The 22,145-nt window shown below is 63.5% G+C and carries 18 protein-coding genes and 1 riboswitch; of the genes, 9 read left to right on the top strand and 9 right to left on the bottom strand.

What is annotated here, in order from left to right; translation table 11 throughout:
• Positions 1-3 precede the first annotated feature (3 nt).
• The 4 genes from P5G52_RS01585 to P5G52_RS01570 form a co-directional block, all read right to left on the bottom strand.
• Positions 4-846 (bottom strand): SGNH/GDSL hydrolase family protein, encoded by an 843-nt coding sequence (locus tag P5G52_RS01585; RefSeq protein WP_301228591.1) that lies wholly within the window; start codon positions 844-846, stop codon positions 4-6.
• A 381-nt stretch (positions 847-1,227) separates the two neighbouring features.
• Positions 1,228-1,539, bottom strand: coding sequence for a MarR family winged helix-turn-helix transcriptional regulator (locus P5G52_RS01580; RefSeq protein WP_301224234.1), 312 nt, complete (start codon positions 1,537-1,539; stop codon positions 1,228-1,230).
• Between the two features lie 333 nt (positions 1,540-1,872).
• Positions 1,873-2,157, bottom strand: coding sequence for a GNAT family N-acetyltransferase (locus tag P5G52_RS18345; protein ID WP_435868631.1), 285 nt, complete (start codon positions 2,155-2,157; stop codon positions 1,873-1,875).
• Positions 2,158-2,861: 704 nt separating this feature from the next.
• Entirely contained in the window at positions 2,862-3,218 is a 357-nt protein-coding gene (locus P5G52_RS01570; RefSeq protein ID WP_301224233.1) for a hypothetical protein, read from the bottom strand.
• Between the two features lie 424 nt (positions 3,219-3,642).
• Here P5G52_RS01570 and P5G52_RS01565 point away from each other — a divergent pair, with 424 nt between their 5' ends.
• On the top strand, positions 3,643-4,227 hold the full coding sequence (locus tag P5G52_RS01565; protein ID WP_301224232.1) for a dihydrofolate reductase family protein: 585 nt from the start codon (positions 3,643-3,645) through the stop codon (positions 4,225-4,227).
• A 447-nt stretch (positions 4,228-4,674) separates the two neighbouring features.
• Here the strand turns inward: P5G52_RS01565 and P5G52_RS01560 are convergent, their stop codons facing one another.
• Positions 4,675-4,908, bottom strand: a complete 234-nt coding sequence (locus P5G52_RS01560) for a YegP family protein (RefSeq protein WP_363321856.1) — start codon at positions 4,906-4,908, stop codon at positions 4,675-4,677.
• 563 nt (positions 4,909-5,471) lie between these two features.
• On the opposite strand from P5G52_RS01560, the gene P5G52_RS01555 reads away from it, so the two are divergent.
• Positions 5,472-5,669 (top strand): helix-turn-helix domain-containing protein, encoded by a 198-nt coding sequence (locus P5G52_RS01555; RefSeq protein WP_301224231.1) that lies wholly within the window; start codon positions 5,472-5,474, stop codon positions 5,667-5,669.
• A 371-nt stretch (positions 5,670-6,040) separates the two neighbouring features.
• Here the strand turns inward: P5G52_RS01555 and P5G52_RS01550 are convergent, their stop codons facing one another.
• Positions 6,041-6,712, bottom strand: coding sequence for a histidine phosphatase family protein (locus tag P5G52_RS01550; RefSeq protein ID WP_301224230.1), 672 nt, complete (start codon positions 6,710-6,712; stop codon positions 6,041-6,043).
• Positions 6,713-6,992: 280 nt separating this feature from the next.
• Positions 6,993-7,096, top strand: a riboswitch (SAM riboswitch).
• A 106-nt stretch (positions 7,097-7,202) separates the two neighbouring features.
• On the opposite strand from P5G52_RS01550, the gene P5G52_RS01545 reads away from it, so the two are divergent.
• Genes P5G52_RS01545 through P5G52_RS01520 form a run of 6 tightly spaced genes read left to right on the top strand, consistent with a single transcriptional unit; the run spans position 7,203 to position 14,656 of the window.
• Complete coding sequence (locus tag P5G52_RS01545; protein ID WP_301224229.1) at positions 7,203-8,261, top strand: sugar ABC transporter substrate-binding protein; 1,059 nt, start codon at positions 7,203-7,205, stop codon at positions 8,259-8,261.
• Complete coding sequence (locus tag P5G52_RS01540) at positions 8,245-9,840, top strand: sugar ABC transporter ATP-binding protein (RefSeq protein WP_301224228.1); 1,596 nt, start codon at positions 8,245-8,247, stop codon at positions 9,838-9,840. Before P5G52_RS01545 ends, P5G52_RS01540 begins: the two co-directional genes overlap by 17 nt.
• Positions 9,837-10,844 carry an ABC transporter permease gene (locus P5G52_RS01535; RefSeq protein WP_301224227.1) on the top strand — a complete coding sequence of 336 codons (1,008 nt, stop codon included), beginning with the start codon at positions 9,837-9,839 and terminating at the stop codon, positions 10,842-10,844. Before P5G52_RS01540 ends, P5G52_RS01535 begins: the two co-directional genes overlap by 4 nt.
• Positions 10,841-11,983 (top strand): ABC transporter permease, encoded by a 1,143-nt coding sequence (locus tag P5G52_RS01530; protein ID WP_301224226.1) that lies wholly within the window; start codon positions 10,841-10,843, stop codon positions 11,981-11,983. The genes P5G52_RS01535 and P5G52_RS01530 overlap by 4 nt, the downstream gene beginning before the upstream one ends.
• Before the next feature lie 4 nt (positions 11,984-11,987).
• Positions 11,988-13,418, top strand: a complete 1,431-nt coding sequence (locus P5G52_RS01525) for an LLM class flavin-dependent oxidoreductase (RefSeq protein WP_301224225.1) — start codon at positions 11,988-11,990, stop codon at positions 13,416-13,418.
• The gene (locus tag P5G52_RS01520; protein ID WP_301224224.1) at positions 13,415-14,656 is read left to right on the top strand and encodes an acyl-CoA dehydrogenase family protein; all 1,242 of its coding nucleotides are present in this window, start codon (positions 13,415-13,417) and stop codon (positions 14,654-14,656) included. Before P5G52_RS01525 ends, P5G52_RS01520 begins: the two co-directional genes overlap by 4 nt.
• A gap of 525 nt (positions 14,657-15,181) precedes the next feature.
• On the opposite strand, the gene P5G52_RS01515 is transcribed toward P5G52_RS01520, so the two are convergent.
• Positions 15,182-18,895: a pectinesterase family protein gene (locus P5G52_RS01515; RefSeq protein WP_301224223.1), complete on the bottom strand. Its 3,714-nt coding sequence runs from the start codon at positions 18,893-18,895 to the stop codon at positions 15,182-15,184.
• 823 nt (positions 18,896-19,718) lie between these two features.
• Between P5G52_RS01515 and P5G52_RS01510 the strand changes: the two genes are divergently transcribed.
• Positions 19,719-20,498: a CPBP family glutamic-type intramembrane protease gene (locus tag P5G52_RS01510; protein ID WP_301224222.1), complete on the top strand. Its 780-nt coding sequence runs from the start codon at positions 19,719-19,721 to the stop codon at positions 20,496-20,498.
• A gap of 227 nt (positions 20,499-20,725) precedes the next feature.
• Here P5G52_RS01510 and P5G52_RS01505 read toward each other — a convergent pair whose 3' ends face one another.
• A complete protein-coding gene (locus P5G52_RS01505) occupies positions 20,726-21,397 on the bottom strand; it encodes a histidine phosphatase family protein (RefSeq protein ID WP_301224221.1) in 672 nt (223 codons plus the stop codon).
• A 291-nt stretch (positions 21,398-21,688) separates the two neighbouring features.
• Positions 21,689-22,105: a hypothetical protein gene (locus P5G52_RS01500; RefSeq protein ID WP_301224220.1), complete on the bottom strand. Its 417-nt coding sequence runs from the start codon at positions 22,103-22,105 to the stop codon at positions 21,689-21,691.
• Between the last annotated feature and the right edge of the window lie 40 nt (positions 22,106-22,145).

Below are 22,145 nucleotides of genomic sequence, written 5' to 3'. Positions count from 1 at the left end.
GTGCTATCCCTTCACCAGGGCCGGGGGCGGCGCTGAAGGGTTCCCGTCCTCGAGAACCGGGGCGGCGTAGGGGCGCTTCGCCCGGCGCTCCTCCAGCGCACCGTGGTGCCGCACCTGCTTCAGGGCCCAGGGGAGAAGGTAGGTTTTTGCCCACGCAAGGTCACCGGCCCTGGCCTCACGCCAGCTACCGTTCGGCAGGTCCTTGGCCTCCAGCGGTACCAGGGTATGACGGACACCGAGGGTGTCCAGTACTGCCATGGCCACCGTGTGGTGGCCCAGCGGGGACAGATGCAACCGGTCCGGGTCCCACATCCGAGGATCCCTGAACTGCCTGAGGGCCCAAAGATCCACGGTTACCGCATCATGGCGGGCAGCGATGGCACGGAGGTTCTCGTTGAAGATGGCCACTCTCCCACGGTTGCGGCCCAGTACCGGGGTTGATCCCCAGTCCGGTCCCGTGAACAACACGATGGTCGCCCCCGTTTCGGCCAGCACGCTCACCCCGGCTTCAAGCCTGTCCGCGAGTTTGTCCGGATCGCTGTTATGGAACACCATGTCGTTCCCGCCGGCGGACAGTGTGATCAGGTCCGGCTCAAGTGCCAGTGCCTGTCCGATCTGCTGGTTCAGGATTTGCTCCATCAACAGCCCGCGCACCGCGAGATTAGCGTAGGCGAAGTCATTGCGCCCGGTAGCGAACTCTTCGGCAACACGGTCGGCCCAACCCCGCAGCCCTCCAACGCTGCCTGGTTCAGGGTCTCCCACCCCTTCGGTGAAGGAATCCCCCAGCGCCACGTACCGGCTCCACGATTGCCGGCGGTCTTCCCGATACTGCTCCTGACCCGGAATGCCATCAACGAGAACACGGCTTTCGGTAAAAACAGGGACATGTTTTCTCACTGCCCTGCCTCCCTTTGGAGAAGATTTCCTACACTGTTAATAACCGTTTTGGAGGTTGTGATGTTCCCGCGCCTAGCCGAGCTGCAACAGGATGGACGCCGCTCTCGGAAAGCCGTTGTCGTGAACTCCGTAATATTCTGCTAGCCCTAGCGTGTTCATTCCCAGGGCTAGTTCTGCAAGGTTCTTCACACCCACCGTATCCAGCCCAGTAACAAGCGACCGCCCCTGATAACCAGGACCAGATTGAGGCTCGGGGTCGATCATGACTTCCATCTCGCCCCTGCTGGTAGAAGAGCATTCCTACACCAGCAAGGGCCTGGCGATCAGCGATTAGTGATTAGGGAGTCGGGTTCGGAGGATTGTGAGGAGGTCGGCGCGTAACTCCTCAACGGGTTGTCCTTCCAAGGCTCTGAAGGTTGCTTCGATGCGTTTGGCCTGCATCAGGAGGTCAGTGCCCTGCTGCGTGATGGTCACGAGGATCTGCCGGCCGTCGCCGTTGATACCGGTTGACCGGCTGACCAGACCGCGTTCCTCGAGGCTGCGCAGCATCCTGCCCAGCGTTTGACCGGTGATCTGCAACCGGGGGATCAGGTCGACTTGTCGTGCCGGTCCTGCAGCCACGAGTTCCTCCAGGGTCACCACGCAGCATGGCTGACACCCAGGTGGGAGAGCCGCCGGTTCCAGGCGTGGGTTACGAGGTTCGCCGCGACGCTCAACAACTGGCTGGTCGACAACTGACCTGTGTCAGTCCGGGTTGTGCCGGCGCGTTTCATGGCCGTCCCCTTTCATTACTGTCACTTCTGATCGCCGCTTCCTGTCAGCCCTGACCCTGCAGCCACCCTCTCCGGGCGGAAGATGGGTGGCTGCCGAGGGGTGCTTGGCCGCCCGCAGGACCCCGTAAGCTCCATTTTCCTTGTGCGGTTGGGACGTCATGTTTGGAGGCTGGAGGTGGATTTCCTGTTGTGCCGGTCGTTGTCACCAGCGGCGGAAGTCCATGGAGAGGTAGAGGGCCATCGCGGCGGCGTTCGTGCTGTCCAGGGTGACGGCGACCGCCGGCCAGCCTGTGGCGTGGAGTTTGTCGATGGCGCAGCGCAGCAGGTCCTCGGCCAGGCCTTGCCTGCGGTGGTGGGGGTGGGTGAACAGTTCGGTGATGAACGCGGTCCCGGCGCCCCCGTCCTTCGATGGCCGTTTTATCACGACGATGCAGGCGATGATCCGTCCCTCGGCGTCGACGGATACCAGGCTGGCTTCGGATATCACCGGGTGCTTCCGGTCGTGAAGGACTCCATCAAGGGCAGCTCCGTGGTGCCTGGTGACGTCTGGGCCCGATGTTCCGGTGCGGGTCTGTGCGTAGAGGTGGGCTAGTTGTTCCCTGTCGTTGTCACTGGTGGGCCGTATGGGCCGGGTTATCTCGGATTCGAGGGGGCCGGTAGGGGCCATCAGTGTCATCATCGTCATCCAAATCCCAGCTTTCTCTCATCTCTGTCGCGCCTGTTTTCCTCGCGGTGTGGCCACTGTAACCACACCCGGTCTTTCGTCAGGGAATAGTTTCTGGACCGGGGCCGGAAGATACCAAAAGATCTGTACGTCATCCTCGCTGACGGGTCGCGGCTGGTCCTCACATCAGCTTGTCACCGCGCCTTAATGTATCGGAAGGCCGGCGAAGGGTGGCGGTGTCCGGCACAAAAAGGAAAGCCCCTCGTGAGGGGCTTTCCAGGGATTGGGACAGTCTGTTCTCGGTAGTGGTCGGCGGTGATGCGTTCCTCCTCCCAGGGCCCGGTCGCCCCTCGACAGTTCGATGGGAAAGAGGCTAATTGCTGCTCCCATACGGGTGCAACCACCCGGAAGAGGTTGCATCCGGACAGGCAGTCCGCTGTACCTGCGCTCCTTCTCCACGATCTGGAGGCCCGCCGGTAGGACGGGACGGGCGTAGGCGTCGCTTATGCCTATTCCTTCGCTCACGCTTACGGTGCCGTCCTGTGTTGTGAACCCGGGGTGTGCTGTGCTGATTTGGTTTCGAGGAACTCACACAACGCCGCGGCCCGGGTGAGTTCCTTCGCGAGGTTCCGGAGTTTGGCTGCGCTCATGGTGAGGTCCCGCTCCCGCGGCCCGAAGTTCACTTCCCAGTTCGGGTCACCCGGCCCGGCCGGGTAAAGGTAGACGTCCGAGGGCAGATCGGTCATCCGCATCACCACCAGCCCGGTGTCAGTTCCTGCACCGCCGTCGTGACGGAGGACCTCAATACCACTGGGTGAGTCGCCGCTGGTCGCGGTGAACTCGCGGACCCACTGCTGGAGGAGCTCCTTGCTGCGGTGAGGCACGACATCAACTCCTCCACATGTTTTCGAGTGCTCACTCTATGGTGCAGGCAGGTACGTGAGGTCAGGTAAGGGGTTAGGTGATGGTCCTTTGCAGCTTCCAGTGATTTCTTGGCGCGGGGGGCTGTCCTACCGATTCGATGATGCCGGCGGCGAGGCCCCGGGATTTGGTGGTGCGGGTGCTGGCAGCTCGGGCCAGGGTCGCGGAAGCCGTGTCCTAGGCTGCACTGATTCTTGGCTGCACTGGTTCTTGGCCGCACTGGTTTCCGGTCATGATGGCGTCGACCGCCGAATCGATCATGAGCAGTAATGATCACGTGCCGTATCGATCACGTGCAGTAACGATGACGTGCAGTGATACTGGCTTTTCATGATCACGCGGTCCTCAGGATCTACTCTCGTAGGACCGCGAGGAAAGGACGTCCCCATGGGCGCGTTGGTCATCATCGAGTTCTTGACGGTCGACGGGGTCATGCAAGGCCTTGGGTCCCCTCAGGAAGACACGGAAGGCGGATTTACAGCCGGAGGGTGGGGCGCGCCTTACGCCCAGAGCATCCATCAGATCACCACGGCGTCAGGGCTCGAGAACACCTCAAGCTACCTGTTCGGGCGCAAGACGTACGAGAAGATGGCCGCGTTCTGGCCTCATCAACCCTCCGACAACCCCATGGCCGCCCATCTCAATGCCACTCCCAAGTACGTGGCATCCCGGACCCTGACCGACGCAGCATGGGCAGGGACACGAATCCTTCCCTCCGGGGTCCCGGCCGCTGTAAGAGCTCTCAAGATGACCGTCGAGGGGGACATCGCGGTACTGGGCAGCGGCGTCCTCTGCCGGGAGTTGCTCGCCGAGGATCTGGTCGACGAAATCCGTCTTTTCATCCACCCACTGCTCCTGGGCGCTGGCAAGCGCCTGTTCGGTGGACTACCCGCCCCGCGCCACCTTGCGCTGAAGTCCGTCGCACAGACAGACCTCGGCACCGTCGCACTCGTCTACAGCCTGCAACCGTGACCTCGCATTCGCGACACCACGCTCGAACAGTGTGGGATGAGCCTCCCATGAGTAAACACGCGGAGCCGTCGATTCCGTCACGGCCGTCGTGCGTGCACGTGTGTTGTCGGCACGGCTAGCACCGACGAACGTCGCATCGGGTTCTGAGTCAGGGGGCAAGCGCGGAACGCCCGGCCGTGACTCCTGTGCCACGCGAGGCTGCGGGTCTGCAGGGACTGGGGTGCACCTCGCGAGGACAAGCGAGCTGGCTTCCGCAACGATCCTCACCCTGCAGGCAGATCAGCCCTTCGAAGCGGGTTCGTTCCGCAGCTCCGGCATATCTTTGACCGGGCGCTGTGAGCGCTTCGAAGAGTGGGTGACCTGACACCTACTGGGATGTCGCACCTCACCGGGCCGTCTTCCTCAAATTTAGGGAGACTGGCAGGCAACCTTGGACCCGTGGGTTCGTTATGCCGCCGCGGCGGGTAGGGGGTCCCGCTCCATTGCTGCAGTGGGCATCGGTGGGCAGAGGTCCGTGATCAGCCCCGTCCCAGCGCACTCACGGACCGCGCGAATGCCCTCAACCGCTGACGCTTTATCCAAGAACTGCCCGGACACGGCTACGACCGTCCCGTCGGACGCTTTCAGCCTGAACCTCAAGGAAACTCCTCCGTCACGGAAAACCTCGAACGTTCCAGCCATCACTACCCCCTCATCACCCAGGCAGCGGAACTGCTCGGGGTTTTTTGAATCCGGAACTCAACGCTGCATTCCGGCTGGCCCGGAAACGGGATAGGGCTTGCCCCATGTGGCCCCAGCCACACCCAATTCACATATAGTAAAGACCTTTTTTCGTACTGGCGAGTAATTTCCGTGGGGATTAGTCGGCGCAATCTCTTTCAGGGCGCTTATTACTAGGTAGCCTAGGATTATCATGCTCATATTTGCTAAGAAACCTAGAATTTCGGTTTCGCTTCTTGCTAAGAAACCTAGAATTCTGTTCCTTGATCTGGGGTTCCGCCGCCAGGTACCTCGTATTCGGTGGATAGTGCCACGAGGAAGCCAGTACTCACTCCTGTTGTGTGTGGTGTTTCCCGCACCTGCCCTGACACAAGAGCAGTAGCCGACTACCTGTACAACGAGCCAGGGAAACAGGTAGTGACTACTCGTGCAGAAACGACCATGGAGCGATCAGTGTTAACGACGTTGCAGGAGTGGTGAAAGAGTCTAAAGGAGCAGGTGTAGCTATGGCACAAGTGGATTCAATGACGATGAACCTTCTGACCGTCGCGGAGATAGCCGCGCAGATGCGGGTTTCGAAGATGACGGTGTACCGCCTGGTGCAGTCCGGGGAGATGCACGGTATCCGGTTCGGTCGCTCCTACCGGGTGCCGGAAACGTCCGTGCAGCAGTACCTCGAATCGGTCAATTCAGGCACTGATTTCCGCACTCCAACCAGCTGAGGGCGTGGCTTGGCACTTGTTGCCTGCTGGTTTTGGCAAGGGGAAAGCCTGGTTAGCGCGACATGCCATGGATGGCTCAGCTGGAGAGTGCCTATGCGACATTGCGGGTCGGCTCATGCTCGTGACTTTCGCCCACCAAGGAATCGGTGGCTTCAGTCGGTCGATGCGCCGCGCATAGCTAACACCTCGTTCAGGGGCGGCGTCGGCTGACGGCTACGCAATGTGTCAGCGATGGGCTCGGTCACCGGGGTGCCGGGGTGAGGTCAACGACGCTGGCGGCGTGCATGACCGGAGTCGGGGCGTGTTCCTCCCGAAGTCATTCGGTTGGGACGATGGCTGAGGGGATTCTCACGTGAACGGTGGGCTGGTTTCTATCCGGCATTCCCGGTGACGTCGTGCGAGGTGGCGCCCTCCAGTGCTGCACCGCCTAACGGGTCTGATTGCCACGCTTCAAGGGACCACTGCTGGTCGGGGTCGCCGTTCAGGATACTCATCCCGGTGTTGTGGAGGGTCAGCGTCCGTACACGGACTGGGGGCATGCGGGTGGAGACGGCGGTACAGACCCTGATCGCGGCGCCGTGTGAGAACACAGCGACTGAATCCTCCGGGGAATGAGCGCGGGCGATCATCCGGAGGGTGTTGTCGTATCGCTCGATGAACTCGTGTCCGGTCGTACCGCCGGGCATACGCTGGTCGAGGTCGCCCTCCATCCAGCTGATCAGGCAGGTGGCGTACGCCTCAACCGATGCGGGATCGTTGAGCATTTCCAGGTTGCCGGCGCTGATTTCTTCCAAACCAGGGACAACGCGGATGTCGCGGCCGAGCGTGGCTGCCAAGGGTTCGGCGGTCAGTTGCGTTCGGATAAGGGGTGAGGCGTAGATCGCGGTGATGCTCGCGGTGATGTTCTGGGTTGCGAGAGCTGACGGCACGGCTAGCGCTTGCTGCTTCCCAAGGGTGCTCAAGCCGGCGCCTGGGAAGGCTGTATCCAGATGACCGGTGACGTTGTTCGGGGTTTGCCCATGGCGAATCAACAACAATCTCATTCGACCGACCCTACGGTGTTTGCCCGGTGGTCGTACGCCCGGTTTCGTCCCGGGGGCTGTATCGCAACCGACTCTTCAGTCACGAATACCCGACCCCGCGTTGACGGCAGGGTAGCAAGACAGGGCAGGAGCAGTAACGACGGGGGGAGCGGAAGTGTCTCGTCGCCGTGCATCCCGTCCCCAGGAGCTGATGGTTACGGAGCCCGTTCGTGACTTCGGGTGTGAATGTATGTGACGGCACGTTTGCGGTGGAGGCGGGCGGTCGGTTCATATAGGAGGGTAACCATCCCGAGCGGCCGAGAGACCTGGATCGATGACGCCGCAGCAACCCTCTTCGTAGCTTCCATCGCGAAGAAAAGGTGCTACTGCCAGGACCGATGGAGAAGCATTCAGCTTTCGTTGGTCTGACCGGTACTTTCTGCGTACTCGGTCGACAGTTTCGACTGCTCCCATGCCGGCTCCATCGGGCGATGATCCAGGAGCAGCTGACATGTTGAACACCCGCCCCCGCACGTTTTCCGGCTCGATCACCAAATACTTGGCAATGTCGGGCGTTCTCGCCCTGGCCTTGACGGGGTGTTCCCTGAAGGAGCCCTCGGCCTCAACCACGCCGGCACCCGCCGCCAGTGGAGTTGCAGCCGGCCAGGCCTCGAGTGCCGACATTCCCTCGCTGGAGGGGAAGACGGTCGGTATTGCCGCAAAGGACATCGTTCACGACTTCAGCCGCGTCGTGTACGACACCGTGCAGGAACGGGTGAAGGAGTTGGGCGGAGAAGTGATCGCTACCCAGGCGGAGGCGAAGGAGAACAAGCACGTCTCCGACGTCGAGAACCTGATTGCGCAAAAGCCTGATGCCATCATCGTGATCCTGGGCGATGCCACCACGCTCGGGCCGGCGTTGAAAAAGGTCAAGGAAGCGGGCATTCCGCTCTTTACGGTCGATTTCCAGTCCGAGTACTCGGTCAACAACGTCACCAGTGACAACTGGGTGATCGGCTCCACCGTGGCGCGTACCATCGCCGAGGATATCGGCGGTGAGGGGCGGATCCTGGTCTTCAACGGGTTCCCGGGCGTCGCACCGTGCCGTATCCGCTACAGCGAACTCGAGGTCGTCCTGGAGGACTACCCGAAGATCGAGCTGATCCAGCCCGAACTCCAGGACAAGTACGAAGGTACTGTCGAGGACGCCAAGCAGCAGATCAACGACGCACTCCGCAGGCTGCCCGAGGGCGAGATCGACGCCATCTGGTCCTGCTGGGACATCCCTCAGATCGGCGCGGCGCAGGCCATCGACGCCGCGGGCCGCGACGAGATCAAGGTGTACGGCGTCGACGCCGAGCCAGGCGCACTGGACATGATCGCCGACCCGGAGTCCTCCTTCACCGGGACGGTGGCCCAGCAGACGGCAGCGCTGGGCACGCAGTCCGCGGACAACGTCGCCCTGTTCCTGTCCGGGGCCGAGGATGACGTGCCCACCACGAACTACCTGAATCCTGTGTTCATCAACAAGGACAACGTGGCCGAGGTGCGCAGTGAGCTCGGAATCTAGGCTCCCATCCGCCCAGCCTTTCCTGTCGATGCAGGGCATCAACAAGTCGTTCGGAAGCGCCCAGGTGCTTCGTGATGTCGACTTCGACATCCATACCGGCGAGGTCCGAGGACTGGTAGGCGAGAATGGTGCCGGCAAATCGACCCTCATCAAGATCCTCAGCGGCCTATACACGGCGGACTCGGGAACAATCCTGATCGAGGGCGAACCGGCGGCTATCAGTTCTCCCGGCGATGCCGAGCGGCTCGGGATCTACGTCATCCACCAGGACCGCCACCTGGCGGGGCGCCTGACCGTCGCGGAACAGCTCTACCTCGGCCGGGATGAAAGCCGGCGGGGGTGGGTATCCCGTGCCCACCTGAACCAGCGTGCGGTCGAGGACCTTCGCCGGACGGTGGGGCTGGAAATTCCGCCCAGGCTCCTTGTCGACGAACTGACGGTCGCCGAACAGCAGCTGCTGCAGATCGCCCGGGCGGTCCTGGCCGAACCACGCCTCCTCGTGCTGGATGAGCCGACCGCGCCGTTGGCGGCCGCCGAGGTCGACCAGCTCTTCGGCACCATCGAGCGGCTGCGCGACGCCGGAGTTCCGATCATCTACATCTCGCACTACCTGCAGGAACTGCGCAGAATCAGCGGCACGGTGACCGTGCTCCGCAACGGCGGGAACGCTGGAGAAGTGGACCTGACAGGTGATCCCCGTGGACTGGAAACAGTGGTGGAACTCATGGTGGGCGGCGGTGTCGAGGAATTCGAGGCCTTCCGCCCCGTCCGGTCTCCGCAGGACCCGACCCCTGCGCTCGAGGTGACCGGACTCGCGGTCCCGGGCGCCCTCTCGGACGTGGACCTCGACGTCCGCTGGGGAGAGATCGTGGGCGTCACCGGTCTGGTGGGATCGGGTGTGGACGTACTCGCGGACGCGGTCACGGGAAACCTGCCCCATGCCGGCACCGTCCGGCTCGGAGGCAAAGCCATCCGGTCGGCCCACGGATTCGTGCAGGCGTCAGGGGCCTACGTGCCGTCGGACAGGAGAAAGAACGGCGCCCTGGTGCGCAACACTGTCGGCGAGAACATCTCCCTGGTCAGCCTGCGTACGCTGACTAACCCCTTGGGCGTCATCCGACGGCGGCAGGAGAGAAAGCTCGCCGAACGCCTCATCGGCCAACTGGATATCAGGCCCGCCCAGCCCGATGTCCTCGCGGGCGGGCTATCGGGCGGCAATCAGCAGAAAACGGTCCTGGCGCGCTGGCTGGCCGCCGGCTCCCGTTTCCTCGTCCTGGACCAGCCGACGTCGGGAGTCGACGTCGGCAGCCGTGCCCAGATCTACGCGCAGATCAACCGCCTGGTGGACGACGGCGCCGGTGTCCTCCTGGTGACCGTCGACCTGGAAGAACTGGTGGGCCTTGCGGACCGCATCCTGGTGTTCTACCGGGGCAGGATCGTCGCCCAGCTGCGGGGTGACGAGGCCAGCACAGACAAGCTCCTCGCGCTGGCCTCCGGCGCGGACGCGCAGGACACCGCAGACACGACCGCAGACACAATCGCACGCGGATCCCGCACGATCGAAAGGGAACACGCATGAGCGCCGCACCCACTGCACCGTTGACGGCATCAGCCCCGAAACCCGTCCGGCGTGGTGCCCCCCGATGGCTTGCATGGGCCGGGTTCGGAACGGTCGTTCTCGTCGTCCTTGCTTTCGCCCTCCTGTCCTCCAGCTTCCTGCTACCCGGCAACATCAGCGCAATCCTCAACCAGGCCGCCGTCTACGCAATCGCCGGGTTCGGCCTGGCCGTGGTGGTCATCACCGGCGGAGACGATGTCGTGAACGGGGGCATCGACCTGTCGGTAGGCGCCGTCGCCGGCCTCGCGGGAACAGTCGCGGCCGTCGCCGCCCAATCCGGAACATCCCCCGTGGCCGCCATCGCCCTCGCCCTCCTCGTGTCACTGATAGCAGGTGCCATCAATGGCGGCGCCGTCCTCATCGGGCTGCGGCCCCTGTTGGCGACCCTGGCCATGCTCGGCATCGCCGGCAGCCTCAATCTTGTGATCAGCGGCAACGTCAAGGTCGCCCTCACCGGCACCACCTTCGCGTGGCTGCGCGATGGATCCATCCTCGGGCTGCCCGTGGCAGTCGTGGTGATGCTGGTGATCTTCGCTGTCGTTGGCCTTGCCATGAGCAAGACGAGTTGGGGTATCCGCAGCTACGCCGTCGGGCAGAACCCCACCGCCGCCCGCGTCGCGGGACTAAGGCCCGGGCGCTACATCTTCGGCAGTTACGTCATCTCCGCAGGACTCGCCGGCGTCGCCGGCATCCTCCTCGCCTCGAGACTGTCATCAGCGGTCCCCGGCCTCGGCGAACAGATCCTCCTGGACATCGTGCTCGTGGCCTTCATGTCCGTGGTGTTCTCCCGCAGGCTCGTGGTCTCACCCGGCGGCACCCTGGTCGCAGCCCTGTTCGTCGCCGCACTCACGAACGGGTTCACCCTCCTGGGCGTAGCAAGCCAGTGGGTCGGGGCGGCCAAAGGCGTCCTGATCCTCATAGTCCTCGCCGTAGTGGCCATACGCGGACGGAGCACAGCGAAATGACAACACCGACCAAAGAAGACGCGGGGCACAACGCCCCGCAGGGCTCTTCGCCCACAATGTCATCTACGACGTCACCGACGACGTCACCGACGAGCTCACCTGTGACGGCGCCCCGGGCGTCCCGCACGGGTCCGGTCCTTCCGCGGCTCATCGCACCGGTGGTCCTTGCGGGCATCCTGCTCGTCTTCTCCATCCTCAGTCCGGTGTTCTTCTCCGGCGACAACCTACTCGGAGTGCTGAACCAGGCCGCCATCCTCGCGCTGGTGGCCATCGGCATGACCGTCGTGGTGCGCGCCGGAGGAATCGACCTCTCGATCGGTGTGGCGCTGGACCTGGCCGCGTTGGCGGCTGCGGCAACCATCGCCGAGGGTTACGTGCCGTGGGTCGCCGTGACCGTGGGTCTCGCCTTCGGAGCCAGCGTGGGCCTGGTCAATGCTTTCCTGATCGTCGTGCTCCGGATTCCGTCCTTCCTGGCAACCCTGAGCGTGTGGTTCATCGGCACCAGCGTCCAGCAGCTGCTCACCGGTGGTGGTGCTCCGATTTACCTGCAGAAGTCCCGGGTGCCCGAGGGGTTCGCGCTGTGGGGCAACGGTTCCCTGCTGGGTGTTCCCATTCCCCTGGTCCTGGCGGCCGTCGTCGCCGTCGTCGTCTACGTGGCACTGGACAAGACCCGCTGGGGGCGCGAACTGACCGTCACCGGCGAGCAGCGGACCGCCAGCCGGATTTCCGGGAAGCGTGTGTCGGGGCTCGCGGTGTCGGCCTACCTCATCGGAGCGGGAGCGGCAGCGCTCGGCGGAGTGGTGCTGGCCTCACGCACCTATGCCTTCATCCCCGCCAGCGGGCAGTTGTATGTCATGGATGCCATTGGCGCCGTCTTCATCGGGGCCACACTGAGCCGGTTCGGCCGGGTCTCCGTGCCGGGCACTCTCGTCGGTGTCCTGATCTTCGCCCTGCTGGCCAACGGCATGAACCTCATCGGGCTGTCCTTCTTCTGGCAGGGGCTGGCCCGCGGCGTTGCACTGCTCGTCGTGCTGCTGCTGGGCATCCTCCTCACACGGACGCCACGGACGCCGCCTGCACTGGTCCGTCTTCTCGCACCATTGACCGCCTCAGCATCACCTTCCACGAAAGGGCGGTAGCCCTATGACCAAGCGCATCAGCCTCAACGCCTTCGACATGACCTGCCCGACCCATCAGAGCCCCGGGCTGTGGCGGCACCCGGCGAACCGGGCGGACCAGTACAACACGCTGGAATACTGGACCGACCTCGCACAGACGCTCGAGCGAGGGAAATTCGATGCCCTGTTCCTGGCCGACGTCCTCGGAATCTATGACGTCTACAAGAACTCCTCGGCGCCGGCGCTCCGGGACGGTGATCAGGTACCTCTGAATGACCCGTTCTTCCAGGTCCCCGCGATGGCGGCCGTGACCAAGAACCTCGGCTTCGCGGTCACCGCGGCCCTGACCTACGAACAGCCGTACTCGCTGGCCAGAAAATTCTCCACGCTGGATCACCTCACCCGCGGCCGGATCGGCTGGAACGTCGTCACCTCCTACCTCGACAGCGCCGCACGGAATCTCGGCCGCAGTGAGATCCTCGGCCACGACCAGCGGTACGACCTCGCCGATGAGTTCCTGGACGTGACGTACAAGCTGTGGGAAGGCTCCTGGGAGGACGGAGCGGTCATCAAGGACCGCGTCCGCGGCATCTACACGGACCCCGCCAAGGTGCACCCCATCAACCACTCGGGTGAATACTTCCAGGTTCCCGGAATACACCTGTCCGAGCCGTCCCCCCAGCGCAGCCCGGTGATCTTCCAGGCCGGAGCATCCCCACGGGGCCGGGACTTCGCCGCCAAGCACGGCGAAGGGATCTTCATCAACGGCATCCGGCCGGATCTGACCCGCAAGGTCACCGACGACATCCGGGACCGCGCGGAACTGCGGGGCCGGTCCCGGGACTCGGTGAAGATCTTCTCGCTGATGACCGCCGTCATCGCCGATTCCGACGCGGCCGCAGAGCGGCTCCACAAGGAGTACCTCTCCTACAGCAGCTCGGAGGGTGCATTCACGTTCTACGGCGGCTGGTCCGGGCTGGACCTGTCCGGTTACGCCCCGGATCAACCACTGAAATACGTGGACACCAACGCCGTCCGCTCCGCCCTGTCGATCTTCACCAAGGCCGACCCCACCCGGGAGTGGACTCCCACGGATATCGCCCACTACCTCGGCGTCGGGGGCATCGGGCCCGTGCTGGTCGGCAGCCCGCAGACCGTCGCCGACGAGGTCGAACGCTGGGTGGACGACGCAGGCCTGGACGGCATCAACCTGGCCTACGTGGTCACACCCGGGTCCTTCGAGGACTTCGTGGAACTGGTCGTCCCAGAGCTCCAGAAGCGCGGCCGAGTCTGGACGGACTACGAGGGATCAACGCTCCGCGAGTACCTCAACGGCGCCGGCAACCGCTACGTGAGCCCGCAGCACCCGGCGGCCCAGTACCGCAACGCCTATATCGGTGCCCCCAGCGCAGCCGATACTCCTGCACGCCCGACCCTGATCGAGGAAACAGTATGAGCCTGACCATCGACGACACGACAACCACCGGCGCACCACGCTCACCCTGGCACGGCAATGCCGATGCCCAGGAACTGAACCACTGGCGACACGTCGCACGGCAGGCGGCGGATGAGCTCGCCACCGATGCGCTGGAACGGGACCGCGCGAACCAGGACCCGTTCCAGGAAGTGGAACTGCTGCGCAGACATAACCTGATCAACCTCCTGGTACCCAAGGAAGCCGGCGGTGCAGGCGCGCACTGGGAGACTGCCTTCCACGTGATCCGGATCCTCGCCACCACCGACGGGTCCATCGCCCAACTGGTGGCCTACCACTACATCAACCAAGGGTCGATCGTGTTCTACGGCGAACCAGCCGCGCAGGCAGACTGGCTGCGCCGCTCCGCCGACGGTCAATGGGTCTGGGGTGACTCAGTGAACCCGGTCGACCCGACCCTCGAACTCACCCCGGACGGTGACGGCTACCGGCTCAACGGTTTCAAGCGCTTCTCTACCGGGTCCTCCGTGGGCGACGTCATCATCATCAACGCCCTGGTCAGAGGTGGAACGAACGACGGAAAGATCCTGGCCTTCGTCCTCGAGCGAGGACGCGCGGGCCTGGAACTGCAGGGCGACTGGGACTTCCTGGGCCAGCGGCTCTCCGCCAGCGGATCCGTGCGCTACAACGACGTCGCCGTCCGCCCTGAAGACATCCTGGGCGAGGTCGGCGACGAGCCCTTCTCCACCCTCGTGACCCCCGGCATCCAGCTCGCCTTCGGCAACTTCTACCTTGGTGTCGCCCAAGGAGCACTCGCCAAGGGCCGTGACATTCTTCGGGGCCGCACCAACTCATGGTTCCTCAGCTCAGCCGAGACCTACGCGCAGGACCCCATCTTCCAGCGGACGGTCGGAGAACTCCTCGCCCGTACCGCTGCAGTCGAAGCCCTTGCCGGAGTATTGAACCGCACGTTCGACGACGCCCTCGCCAAAGGTGCGGCAATCACCGCCGAGGAAAGGGCCGAACTGGCCATCCTCATAGCCCAGCTGAAAGTCGTGTCCACAGAGGTGGGCCTGGATGTCGCACACCGGATCTTCGAAGTGACCGGGTCAAGCTCGACCAGCAACACCGTCGGGCTCGACCTGTTCTGGCGCAACATCCGCACCCACTCGCTGCACGACCCGGTCGATTACAAGAAGATCGAAGTGGGAGCGAACTACCTGCTTGGAGAAGTCCAGCCCATCTCCCTGTACACCTGAGACCGTTCTACCGCCGAGAACCACCGGACACCACTAACGCTGGTGGGTGACCGCACCAGCGGCAGTGCAGCAGATTCACGGCAAGAGCATCACCATGACCGACTAGAACTGGTAGCGACCAAGTACCGCCCCATCTTCGAGCGTATCGCGGGCGGAACGCAGCAGCGGGAGCAGGATCGTGTGCTGCCGTTCGAGCAGCTCGGCTGGCTGAAGGACGCCCGTTTAAGCGCCGAGCCTGCCCGTGTCCACATCGGGTTACGTGCACCCAAGATGCCTTATGCCGTCATTCTGACTCACAAAGCCCGAACCGCGGCACTCGTGAGACGAAACACGGCGAGACAAGTTACCGAGACAAGGGGAGTCCCGTCATTACGGGAAGAAGCACCAGTCCCCGAGACGCCGTAACGGTGTTTTGAAAACGTTTAGGTTTCTGAGGCGGTGGTGCACGGGTATTCAGGTCGCATAAGGCAGACCCCCTCGACGATGTGTCGCGGGGGTCTGCAGGAGTTCGATGCTAGTTGGTGGTCAGCCTGCGGTGGGGTTCCAGCCATCAGCGCCGGTGAGGTATTGCTGGGGGGTCGCTCCGGCTGCCTGCTCATCGGTCAGCTGGGGCCGGTTGGCGTTGATTGTGGCTCCGGCACCGGTGTTCTGGTATTCGAAGAAACGCCCGTCGGTCCAAAGGTTCGGTGCCATGTCCGCCCACGGCTGGGCGACTCGTACTGCTGCAGGGAGGTCGGTGTTGCGGATGGTGACCTGGCCTCGGGAGTTGTAGACGATGCCGTTCTTCGTGTAGCCATCGGTCCAGCCACGCCATGGGCGTGCCAGGGAGAAGGTGTTGGCCGATGCGTTGCTCGTGATGGTGCTGTCGACCAGCAGGAAGCCGTTCGGGTTCTTGTCCGAGGTGCTCGGCGCGAAGACGTACCCGTTGTTGGAGCTGCTGCCGCGGCTGAGCGCGTTGATGGTGCTGTTCTGGAATACAGCGGTGCCGCGTCCGAAGATGAAGTCGACGTCACCCTGGATGTAGCTGTTGACGAAGTAGGAGCGGGAAATGATGGGGGCATCCCCTGAGTCGGCCAGGAGAGTGTCCTGGTTACCGAGCAGTCGGACGTTGTTAAACACCAGCCGGTCACCGGTGGTTTTCAACGCTACGGCCTGCTCGCCGTTGACGCCCGTTTCCTTGTAGGCGTTCTCGATGGTCACATTCTTGACGGTGACGTTGTTGCCCTTGACGAGCATGGTCTGGCTTCCGCCGGTGCCGTACGCCGTGCCGGTGGCCGGGTTGATGGTGAGCGCCGCGTTGTCGTAGCTGATGACGACGTCGCGGGCGTCCCCGGTGGTGCCGATAATGGTCACCCAGTTCTTGGAGACGTCGACCAGGCCCCGGTAGGTGCCGGGCTTGACGGCGATCACGGTCGGCTTGGCGACCGTTCCGGCGGTTGCCGCAGCGACGGCAGCCTGGACGGTGGTGTACTGCCCGGTGCCGTCGGCGGCCACGAGGATGTCGTGGGCGGGCAGTGGCACGCCCACCGGTGAGCCGGCGACCGGTGCCGAGACCGCGGATTCATTGCCGGCCCGGTCCACGGCGGTCAGCACGTAGGTGTAGGTGCTGCCGTTGGCCGCCGTACGGTCCATGTAGGTCGGAGCGGTGAGCAGGTCGGTGTTGATGCGGTTCGCGGCCGTCGGGGCAGTTGTTGTCCCGGTGGAGCGGTACAGGTTGTAGCCGGCGAGGTCCTCGTCGGTGTTCGCCGTCCAGGTGAGTTCGACGCTGCTGTCACCTGCCGTGGCGGTAGGTGTGGCGGGGACTGCGGGGGCAGTCGTGTCTGCGGGCGGCGGCGGTGGGGTCTGTCCGGTGGGGTTCCAGCCGTCGTTGCCGGCGAGGTAGGTCCACTTCGTGTATTTCGCGGCGTCCGCGGCACTCAGCTGCGGCCGGTCCGGGTTGGTGACGGCACCGGGGCCGGCGTTGTTGTATTCGAAGAAGCGGGCGTTGCGCCAAGAAAAGTTCGCTGCCATGTCCGTCCAGGGAGAGGACTTGATGGCCGCGGGTAGGGCCGTGTCGCGGATGACAACCTGAGCGACGGCGTTCGCGTCGCCGCTGGGCTGCCAGGGGCGGCCGAGGTGGAACGTGCCGGCCGGGGCATCACTGAGGACCGTGCTGTCGGTGATGAGGTATCCGAAGCCCAGGCTCTTGTCGGTGCTGGCGGCGGTGAGGTAGCCGTTGTTGGACGTGCTGCCCCGCGTGGAGGCCATCAGCGTGCTCTTGTCGAACACCGCGGTGCCGCGTCCGAAGATAAAGTCCACGTCACCTTCCACGTAGGAGTTGGTGAAGTAGGAACGCGCGGTGGTACCCGCGGCGGGAGAGTCAACGTAGAGCGTGTCCTGGTCGCCGATCAGGCGCACGGTGTCGAAGACGAGACGGTCGCCGCTGGTCTTTAGTGCGACGGCCTGTTCGCTTCCGGTACCCGTTTCCTTGTACGCATTCTCGATGGTGAGGTTGCGCGTGGTCACGTTGTTCGCCTTGATGAGCACCGTTGCGCTTCCGCTGGTGCCATAGGTTCCCGTGCCGTCCGGTTTCGGTGTGCCTGCGGCATTGTCGTACGTAATGACGACATCTTCGGGCTTCTCACCGGCACCGGCTAGGGTGACGTTCGGCTTGGTCACATTGACCACTTCGCGGTAGGTGCCGGGCTTGATCGCGATGACGAACGGAACCGCAGAGTTGGCCGGGGCGGCAGTAAGGGCCGCGGCGATCGTGGTGTGGTCCCCGCTCCCGTCGGATGCGACCGTCAGATTAGCGCCGGCCACCGGTGCCTTGGTGACGGTGCGGGTTCCTTCGGTGCTGGCGGCAGGAGAGGTGTTGCCGGCGGCGTCGATGGCGGTGACCTTGTAGAAGAAGGCGGTGCCGGGGGTTGCCGTGGTGTCGGTGTAGGTGGAGTCCGTGAGCGGTGTCTCGGTGAGCGGGGCGTAGGTGCCCGTCGCGGTGGTGGAGCGGGTGATCTGGTAGCCGGTGAGGTCGGTCTCGGTGTTGTCCGCCCAGTCCAGGGTCACGCTGTCGTCGGTACCCGTGGCGGTGAGACCACCGGGCAGTGCCGGGGCGGTGGTGTCCTTGGTGACAGTGCGGGTTCCTTCGGTGCTGGCGGCAGGAGAGGTGTTGCCGGCGGCGTCGATGGCGGTGACCTTGTAGAAGAAGGCGGTGCCGGGGGTTGCCGTGGTGTCGGTGTAGGTGGAGTCCGTGAGCGGTGTCTCGGTGAGCGGGGCGTAGGTGCCCGTCGCGGTGGTGGAGCGGGTGACCTGGTAGCCGGTGAGGTCGGTCTCGGTGTTGTCCGCCCAGTCCAGGGTCACGCTGTCGTCGGTACCCGTGGCGGTGAGACCACCGGGCAGTGCCGGGGCGGTGGTGTCCTTTACGGCTGCGGATACAGGTGAGGAGGTGGCTGATTCATTGCCGCTCTTATCCACTGCCGCGACTTTGTAAAAGAACACGACACTCATCGGCGTGGTGGTGTCGTTGTAGGTCAGCGACGTCTGAGGCGTTGCCGTGAGTTTCGTGTACTCCCCGTCCAGGGAAGCGGCCCGGTAGACGACGTAACCGGCCAGGTCGGTGGCCGTCACCGGCTTCCAGACGAGGCCGATACCGGTGGCGCTGCCAGTTGCCGTCACGCCGGTGACCGCGGCGGGTGCGGTCACATCGACGACGACGACAGCGACGGACACCTGCGCGGGCTTCGATGAGTAGCCGCCCAGGTCGACGGCCGTGATCCGGTAGTAGTAGACCTTGTCTGCCACTGCCGTCGTATCGGTGAAGGTGGAATCGCGGATCGGCGTCGACGTCAGCTTGGTGTAGGTACCGCTGGAGCTCGTGGCACGGGAGACGACGTAGCCACCGAGATCTGCTTCTGCGTTGTCGGCCCAGTCCAGGAGAACACCGGCGGCGGTGCGCGTGCCGGTCGACTTCACCGGGACAGCAGGTGCGACGCCGTCCTTGCGGACGTTGCTGATCGCGACGGGGGCGGATTCATTGCCGCTGTTGTCGACGGCGGTGACCTTGTAGAACGATGTGAGGCCCACCTGCGCGGTGGTGTCGGGGTAGTCCGAACCCTTCCGCGGGGTGGATGTCAGCTTCGTGTACGTCCCGTCGGCTGTGTTCGCCCGATACACCAGGTAGCCGGCCAGGTCCTTTTCGCTGTTGTTTGTCCAGTCCAGCTTGATCCTGGTTTTGTCCGAACTGGTGATCAACTTGGTCACCGCCGCGGGTGCGACAGTGTCGGCAGCGTTCGCGGCAACAACCCCGGAGCCCAGAAGTGCTACAGCAGTCAAAGCTGCTACCGATCCGGATCGGACACCCGGGAGCAACCGCTGGAAACGCGGCCAGCAGGACAGCACGTTCTGGTGAATAAGAATGGGTGCGTTCAGGTGTGCTTCAGGCAAAGCTGTCTCCTCGATGAAAGCTGGCGTGCTTGCGAGCGGGAGACCACCGCCATAATGCAAGGAAAGTCAGAGCGACTTTAGTTTCAAGCTAAGTGAAGATACTTGAGGTCTCACGATGGACTAGCGGGCTGAGCTAAAGGGGATAACACTCAAGCGGCAAAGGTCCTTCGCTTGAAACGTTACAGGCGACTTCCCGAGTTGGACCCGGTTTTGGGCACTAAGGCAGAAAGGCAAGTAGACGGTTGTGGCATTTAGGTAGGGCATGCACGGAAAGCAAGTAGTGAATGAAAAGAAGGCAGTGATTTCATTCCTACTCGACGCGGGGCAACGCGAGTCAGGGGTCCGGAACGCTGCACGCCACAGAGGGACTTAGAGAACGCGGGCCCGCAATGAACGAGATCTGAGCAGTCAAATGGCGCGACGGAATGCTGCTGCAGGATCTAGTTGCCCCGCGAAAGCAGCGCCATACCGGGCAACGGATTCCGGTCCGGCTGGTTATCGAGCACGGTGGCAGATCAGTCGGATGCGGCGGTTAGTGATTGTATCCAAGTTCGCCGTGTCATAGTGGGTCGCAGCTGGTGATCAACGGCTCGATGGAGGCCATCCCAATGGATGCAGAGCGGATACCTGGTGTGGTGTCGTGGCGGTAGCAGCCGGTCGTGCGCGTGCCGTGATCGCCCGGCGGCCGATCCTTTGTGCGGTTCTGATAACCCTGGCCTGGTATGCCGTGCTGTTTACGCTGGCCGAAACGGTGGCTTCGCTGCACCCGGACTGGTTTCCCGATCTCGGTGCCACGCTGGTCAACCTTGGTGCCGCAGCGGTTCCGATCGGGCTCATTCTCTGGCTCGGCTGGAGTCGTTCGGCGGGACTTGTCTGGCGGCGCCCAGACCGGTCCTGGTGGCTTGTGACGCCGCTGGTGCTGGAGGCGGTGAGTTACTCGCTCGATGGTGTGGTGGGCACTTGGCGCGAGCTGCTCAGCGCCGCCGTCCTCTACACCGTGCTCGCGAGCTCCGAGGAGACACTCAGCCGCGGTCTGGTGCAACGGGTACTGGCTGTACTCGGCCCCGTTCGGGCGGCAGTCGGGGTGGGCGTGCTGTTCGGGGCGGGCCACACGCTCAGCCGTGCCTGGTTCTCACACCCTTTCGACGTCGAGGACACAGTCTTCATCACCATTAATGCAGCGGCCTTCGGCTTCGCCTGCGCCGCTTTGCGGTGGCATCTGAAGACGATCTGGCCACTGGTCGCAGTGCATGCCCTCGGCGATTTCCTTCAGATCCTCAGCCCGGGCAACCTGCCGTTCGGTGTCCGCGTCGCGTACCTGCTGGGCTTTATCGCCTATGGGTGGTGGTTGCTCAGGCGGTTACCCGAAGATGCGACTGATCAGACCGGGGTCACCTCCAAGACCTCACCCGCCGCGTGAGCCGGGACGTGAACCCATAGCCCGCACCTTTCGTGATCAAGGCGCACCTGCCGGGGCGCTGGAGCGGGTGGAGCCGATGGTTGTGCAGGTGATGGTGCCGTATAGGTGTGACGGACCGGCCGAGGTCGCTCGAGTGAACGCTGGCGTTCCGCAAAAACGCATCACACGACGTGCGACTGCTCATTCCTGTGAATTAGGGCATCTTCACGTGAACGGTGGGCTGGTTTCTATCCGGCATTCCCGGTGACGTCGTGCGAGGTGGCGCCCTCCAGTGCTGCACCGCCTAACGGGTCTGATTGCCACGCTTCAAGGGACCACTGCTGGTCGGGATCGCCATTGAGGATACTCATCCCGGTGTTGTGGAGGGTCAGCGTCCGTACACGGACTGGGGGCATGCTGGTGGAGACGGCGGTGTAGACCCTGATCGCGGCGCCGTGTGAGAACACAGCGACTGAATCCTCCGGGGAATGAGCGCGGGCGAACATTCGGAGGGTGTTGTCGTATCGCTCGATGAACTCGTGTCCGGTCGTACCGCCGGGCATACGCTGGTCGAGGTCGCCCTCCATCCAGCTGATCAGGCAGGTGGCGTACGCCTCAACCGATGCGGGATCGTTGAGCATCTCCAGGTTGCCGGCGCTGATTTCTTCCAAACCAGGGACAACGCGGATGTCGCGGCCGAGCGTGGCTGCCAAGGGTTCGGCGGTCAGTTGCGTTCGGATAAGGGGTGAGGCGTAGATCGCGGTGATGCTCGCGGTGATGTTCTGGGTTGCGAGAGCTGACGGCACGGCTAGCGCTTGCTGCTTCCCAAGGGTGCTCAAGCCGGCGCCTGGGAAGGCTGTATCCAGATGACCGGTGACGTTGTTCGGGGTTTGCCCATGGCGAATCAACAACAATCTCATTCGACCGACCCTACGGTGTTTGCCCGGTGGTCGTACGCCCGGTTTCGTCCCGGGGGCTGTATCGCAACCGACTCTGCAGTCACGGATAAGGGGCCCTGCCTGGAAGACAGGGTAGCAAGACATAGGAGGAGCAGTAGCGGCACGGGAGTGAAAGTGTCTCGTCCTGTTGTCTCGCATCCCAACGGTTGCAAGACAAAGACCGCATTATGGTCATGTCGGAGGACGTGCGCCTCGGTTCGCCACGCTTCGCGCTCGATGCGTGCTTTGGTCGGGTCGCCTTGGACGGAGTGTTTAGTGGTTGAGCCAGCGTGTGATTGCTTCGTGGGCGTTTTGTGGGCTGGTGTTGAAGCTGAGTCGGATGTTTGGTTGAAGGTCGATGAGTACGTTGACGATGCGTTCCAACAGGACAGTGTTCTCGGGCAGCAACCTGACGCCTCCACCGATGAGAGCTACGCTGTAGGAGTGCTCCGCGAACCGCTTCCGCAGCTCAGCTTCCGCCTCGTCGGGGTTCTTGCTGATGCCGCAAAGCTCGCCTTCGATGCCCTGCGACTGGATCGCGGCCCAGCCTCGATTCATCTGGGTGGCCAGCTGTTCTACGGTCATGTTCAGAGGTGCGAGCTCTTCGGCTGACATTGCTTCTGCTGCGAAACCGATGAACAAGACACGGTTGGTGAGAGGCGACTTCACAAGCGATTTTTCGTGTGACATGAGTTGTTTCTCCAATGGTGTGGGATGTGGCGGGTCAGGA

The organism is Arthrobacter burdickii (assembly GCF_030433645.1).
In the GTDB taxonomy this organism is placed as follows: Bacteria; Actinomycetota; Actinomycetes; order Actinomycetales; family Micrococcaceae; genus Arthrobacter_D; species Arthrobacter_D burdickii.
Note: the sequence above shows the minus strand (reverse complement) of the source record. Positions and strands in the feature narration are given on the sequence as shown.

Coding starts and splice junctions, on each gene's coding strand:
- P5G52_RS01565 (WP_301224232.1), top strand. CDS start 3,643: ATGGGCGCGTTGGTCATCATCGAGTTCTTGACGGTCGACGGGGTCATG.
- P5G52_RS01560 (WP_363321856.1), bottom strand. CDS start 4,908: ATGGCTGGAACGTTCGAGGTTTTCCGTGACGGAGGAGTTTCCTTGAGG.
- P5G52_RS01555 (WP_301224231.1), top strand. CDS start 5,472: ATGACGATGAACCTTCTGACCGTCGCGGAGATAGCCGCGCAGATGCGG.
- P5G52_RS01550 (WP_301224230.1), bottom strand. CDS start 6,712: ATGAGATTGTTGTTGATTCGCCATGGGCAAACCCCGAACAACGTCACC.
- P5G52_RS01545 (WP_301224229.1), top strand. CDS start 7,203: ATGTTGAACACCCGCCCCCGCACGTTTTCCGGCTCGATCACCAAATAC.
- P5G52_RS01535 (WP_301224227.1), top strand. CDS start 9,837: ATGAGCGCCGCACCCACTGCACCGTTGACGGCATCAGCCCCGAAACCC.
- P5G52_RS01530 (WP_301224226.1), top strand. CDS start 10,841: ATGACAACACCGACCAAAGAAGACGCGGGGCACAACGCCCCGCAGGGC.
- P5G52_RS01525 (WP_301224225.1), top strand. CDS start 11,988: ATGACCAAGCGCATCAGCCTCAACGCCTTCGACATGACCTGCCCGACC.
- P5G52_RS01520 (WP_301224224.1), top strand. CDS start 13,415: ATGAGCCTGACCATCGACGACACGACAACCACCGGCGCACCACGCTCA.
- P5G52_RS01505 (WP_301224221.1), bottom strand. CDS start 21,397: ATGAGATTGTTGTTGATTCGCCATGGGCAAACCCCGAACAACGTCACC.
- P5G52_RS01500 (WP_301224220.1), bottom strand. CDS start 22,105: ATGTCACACGAAAAATCGCTTGTGAAGTCGCCTCTCACCAACCGTGTC.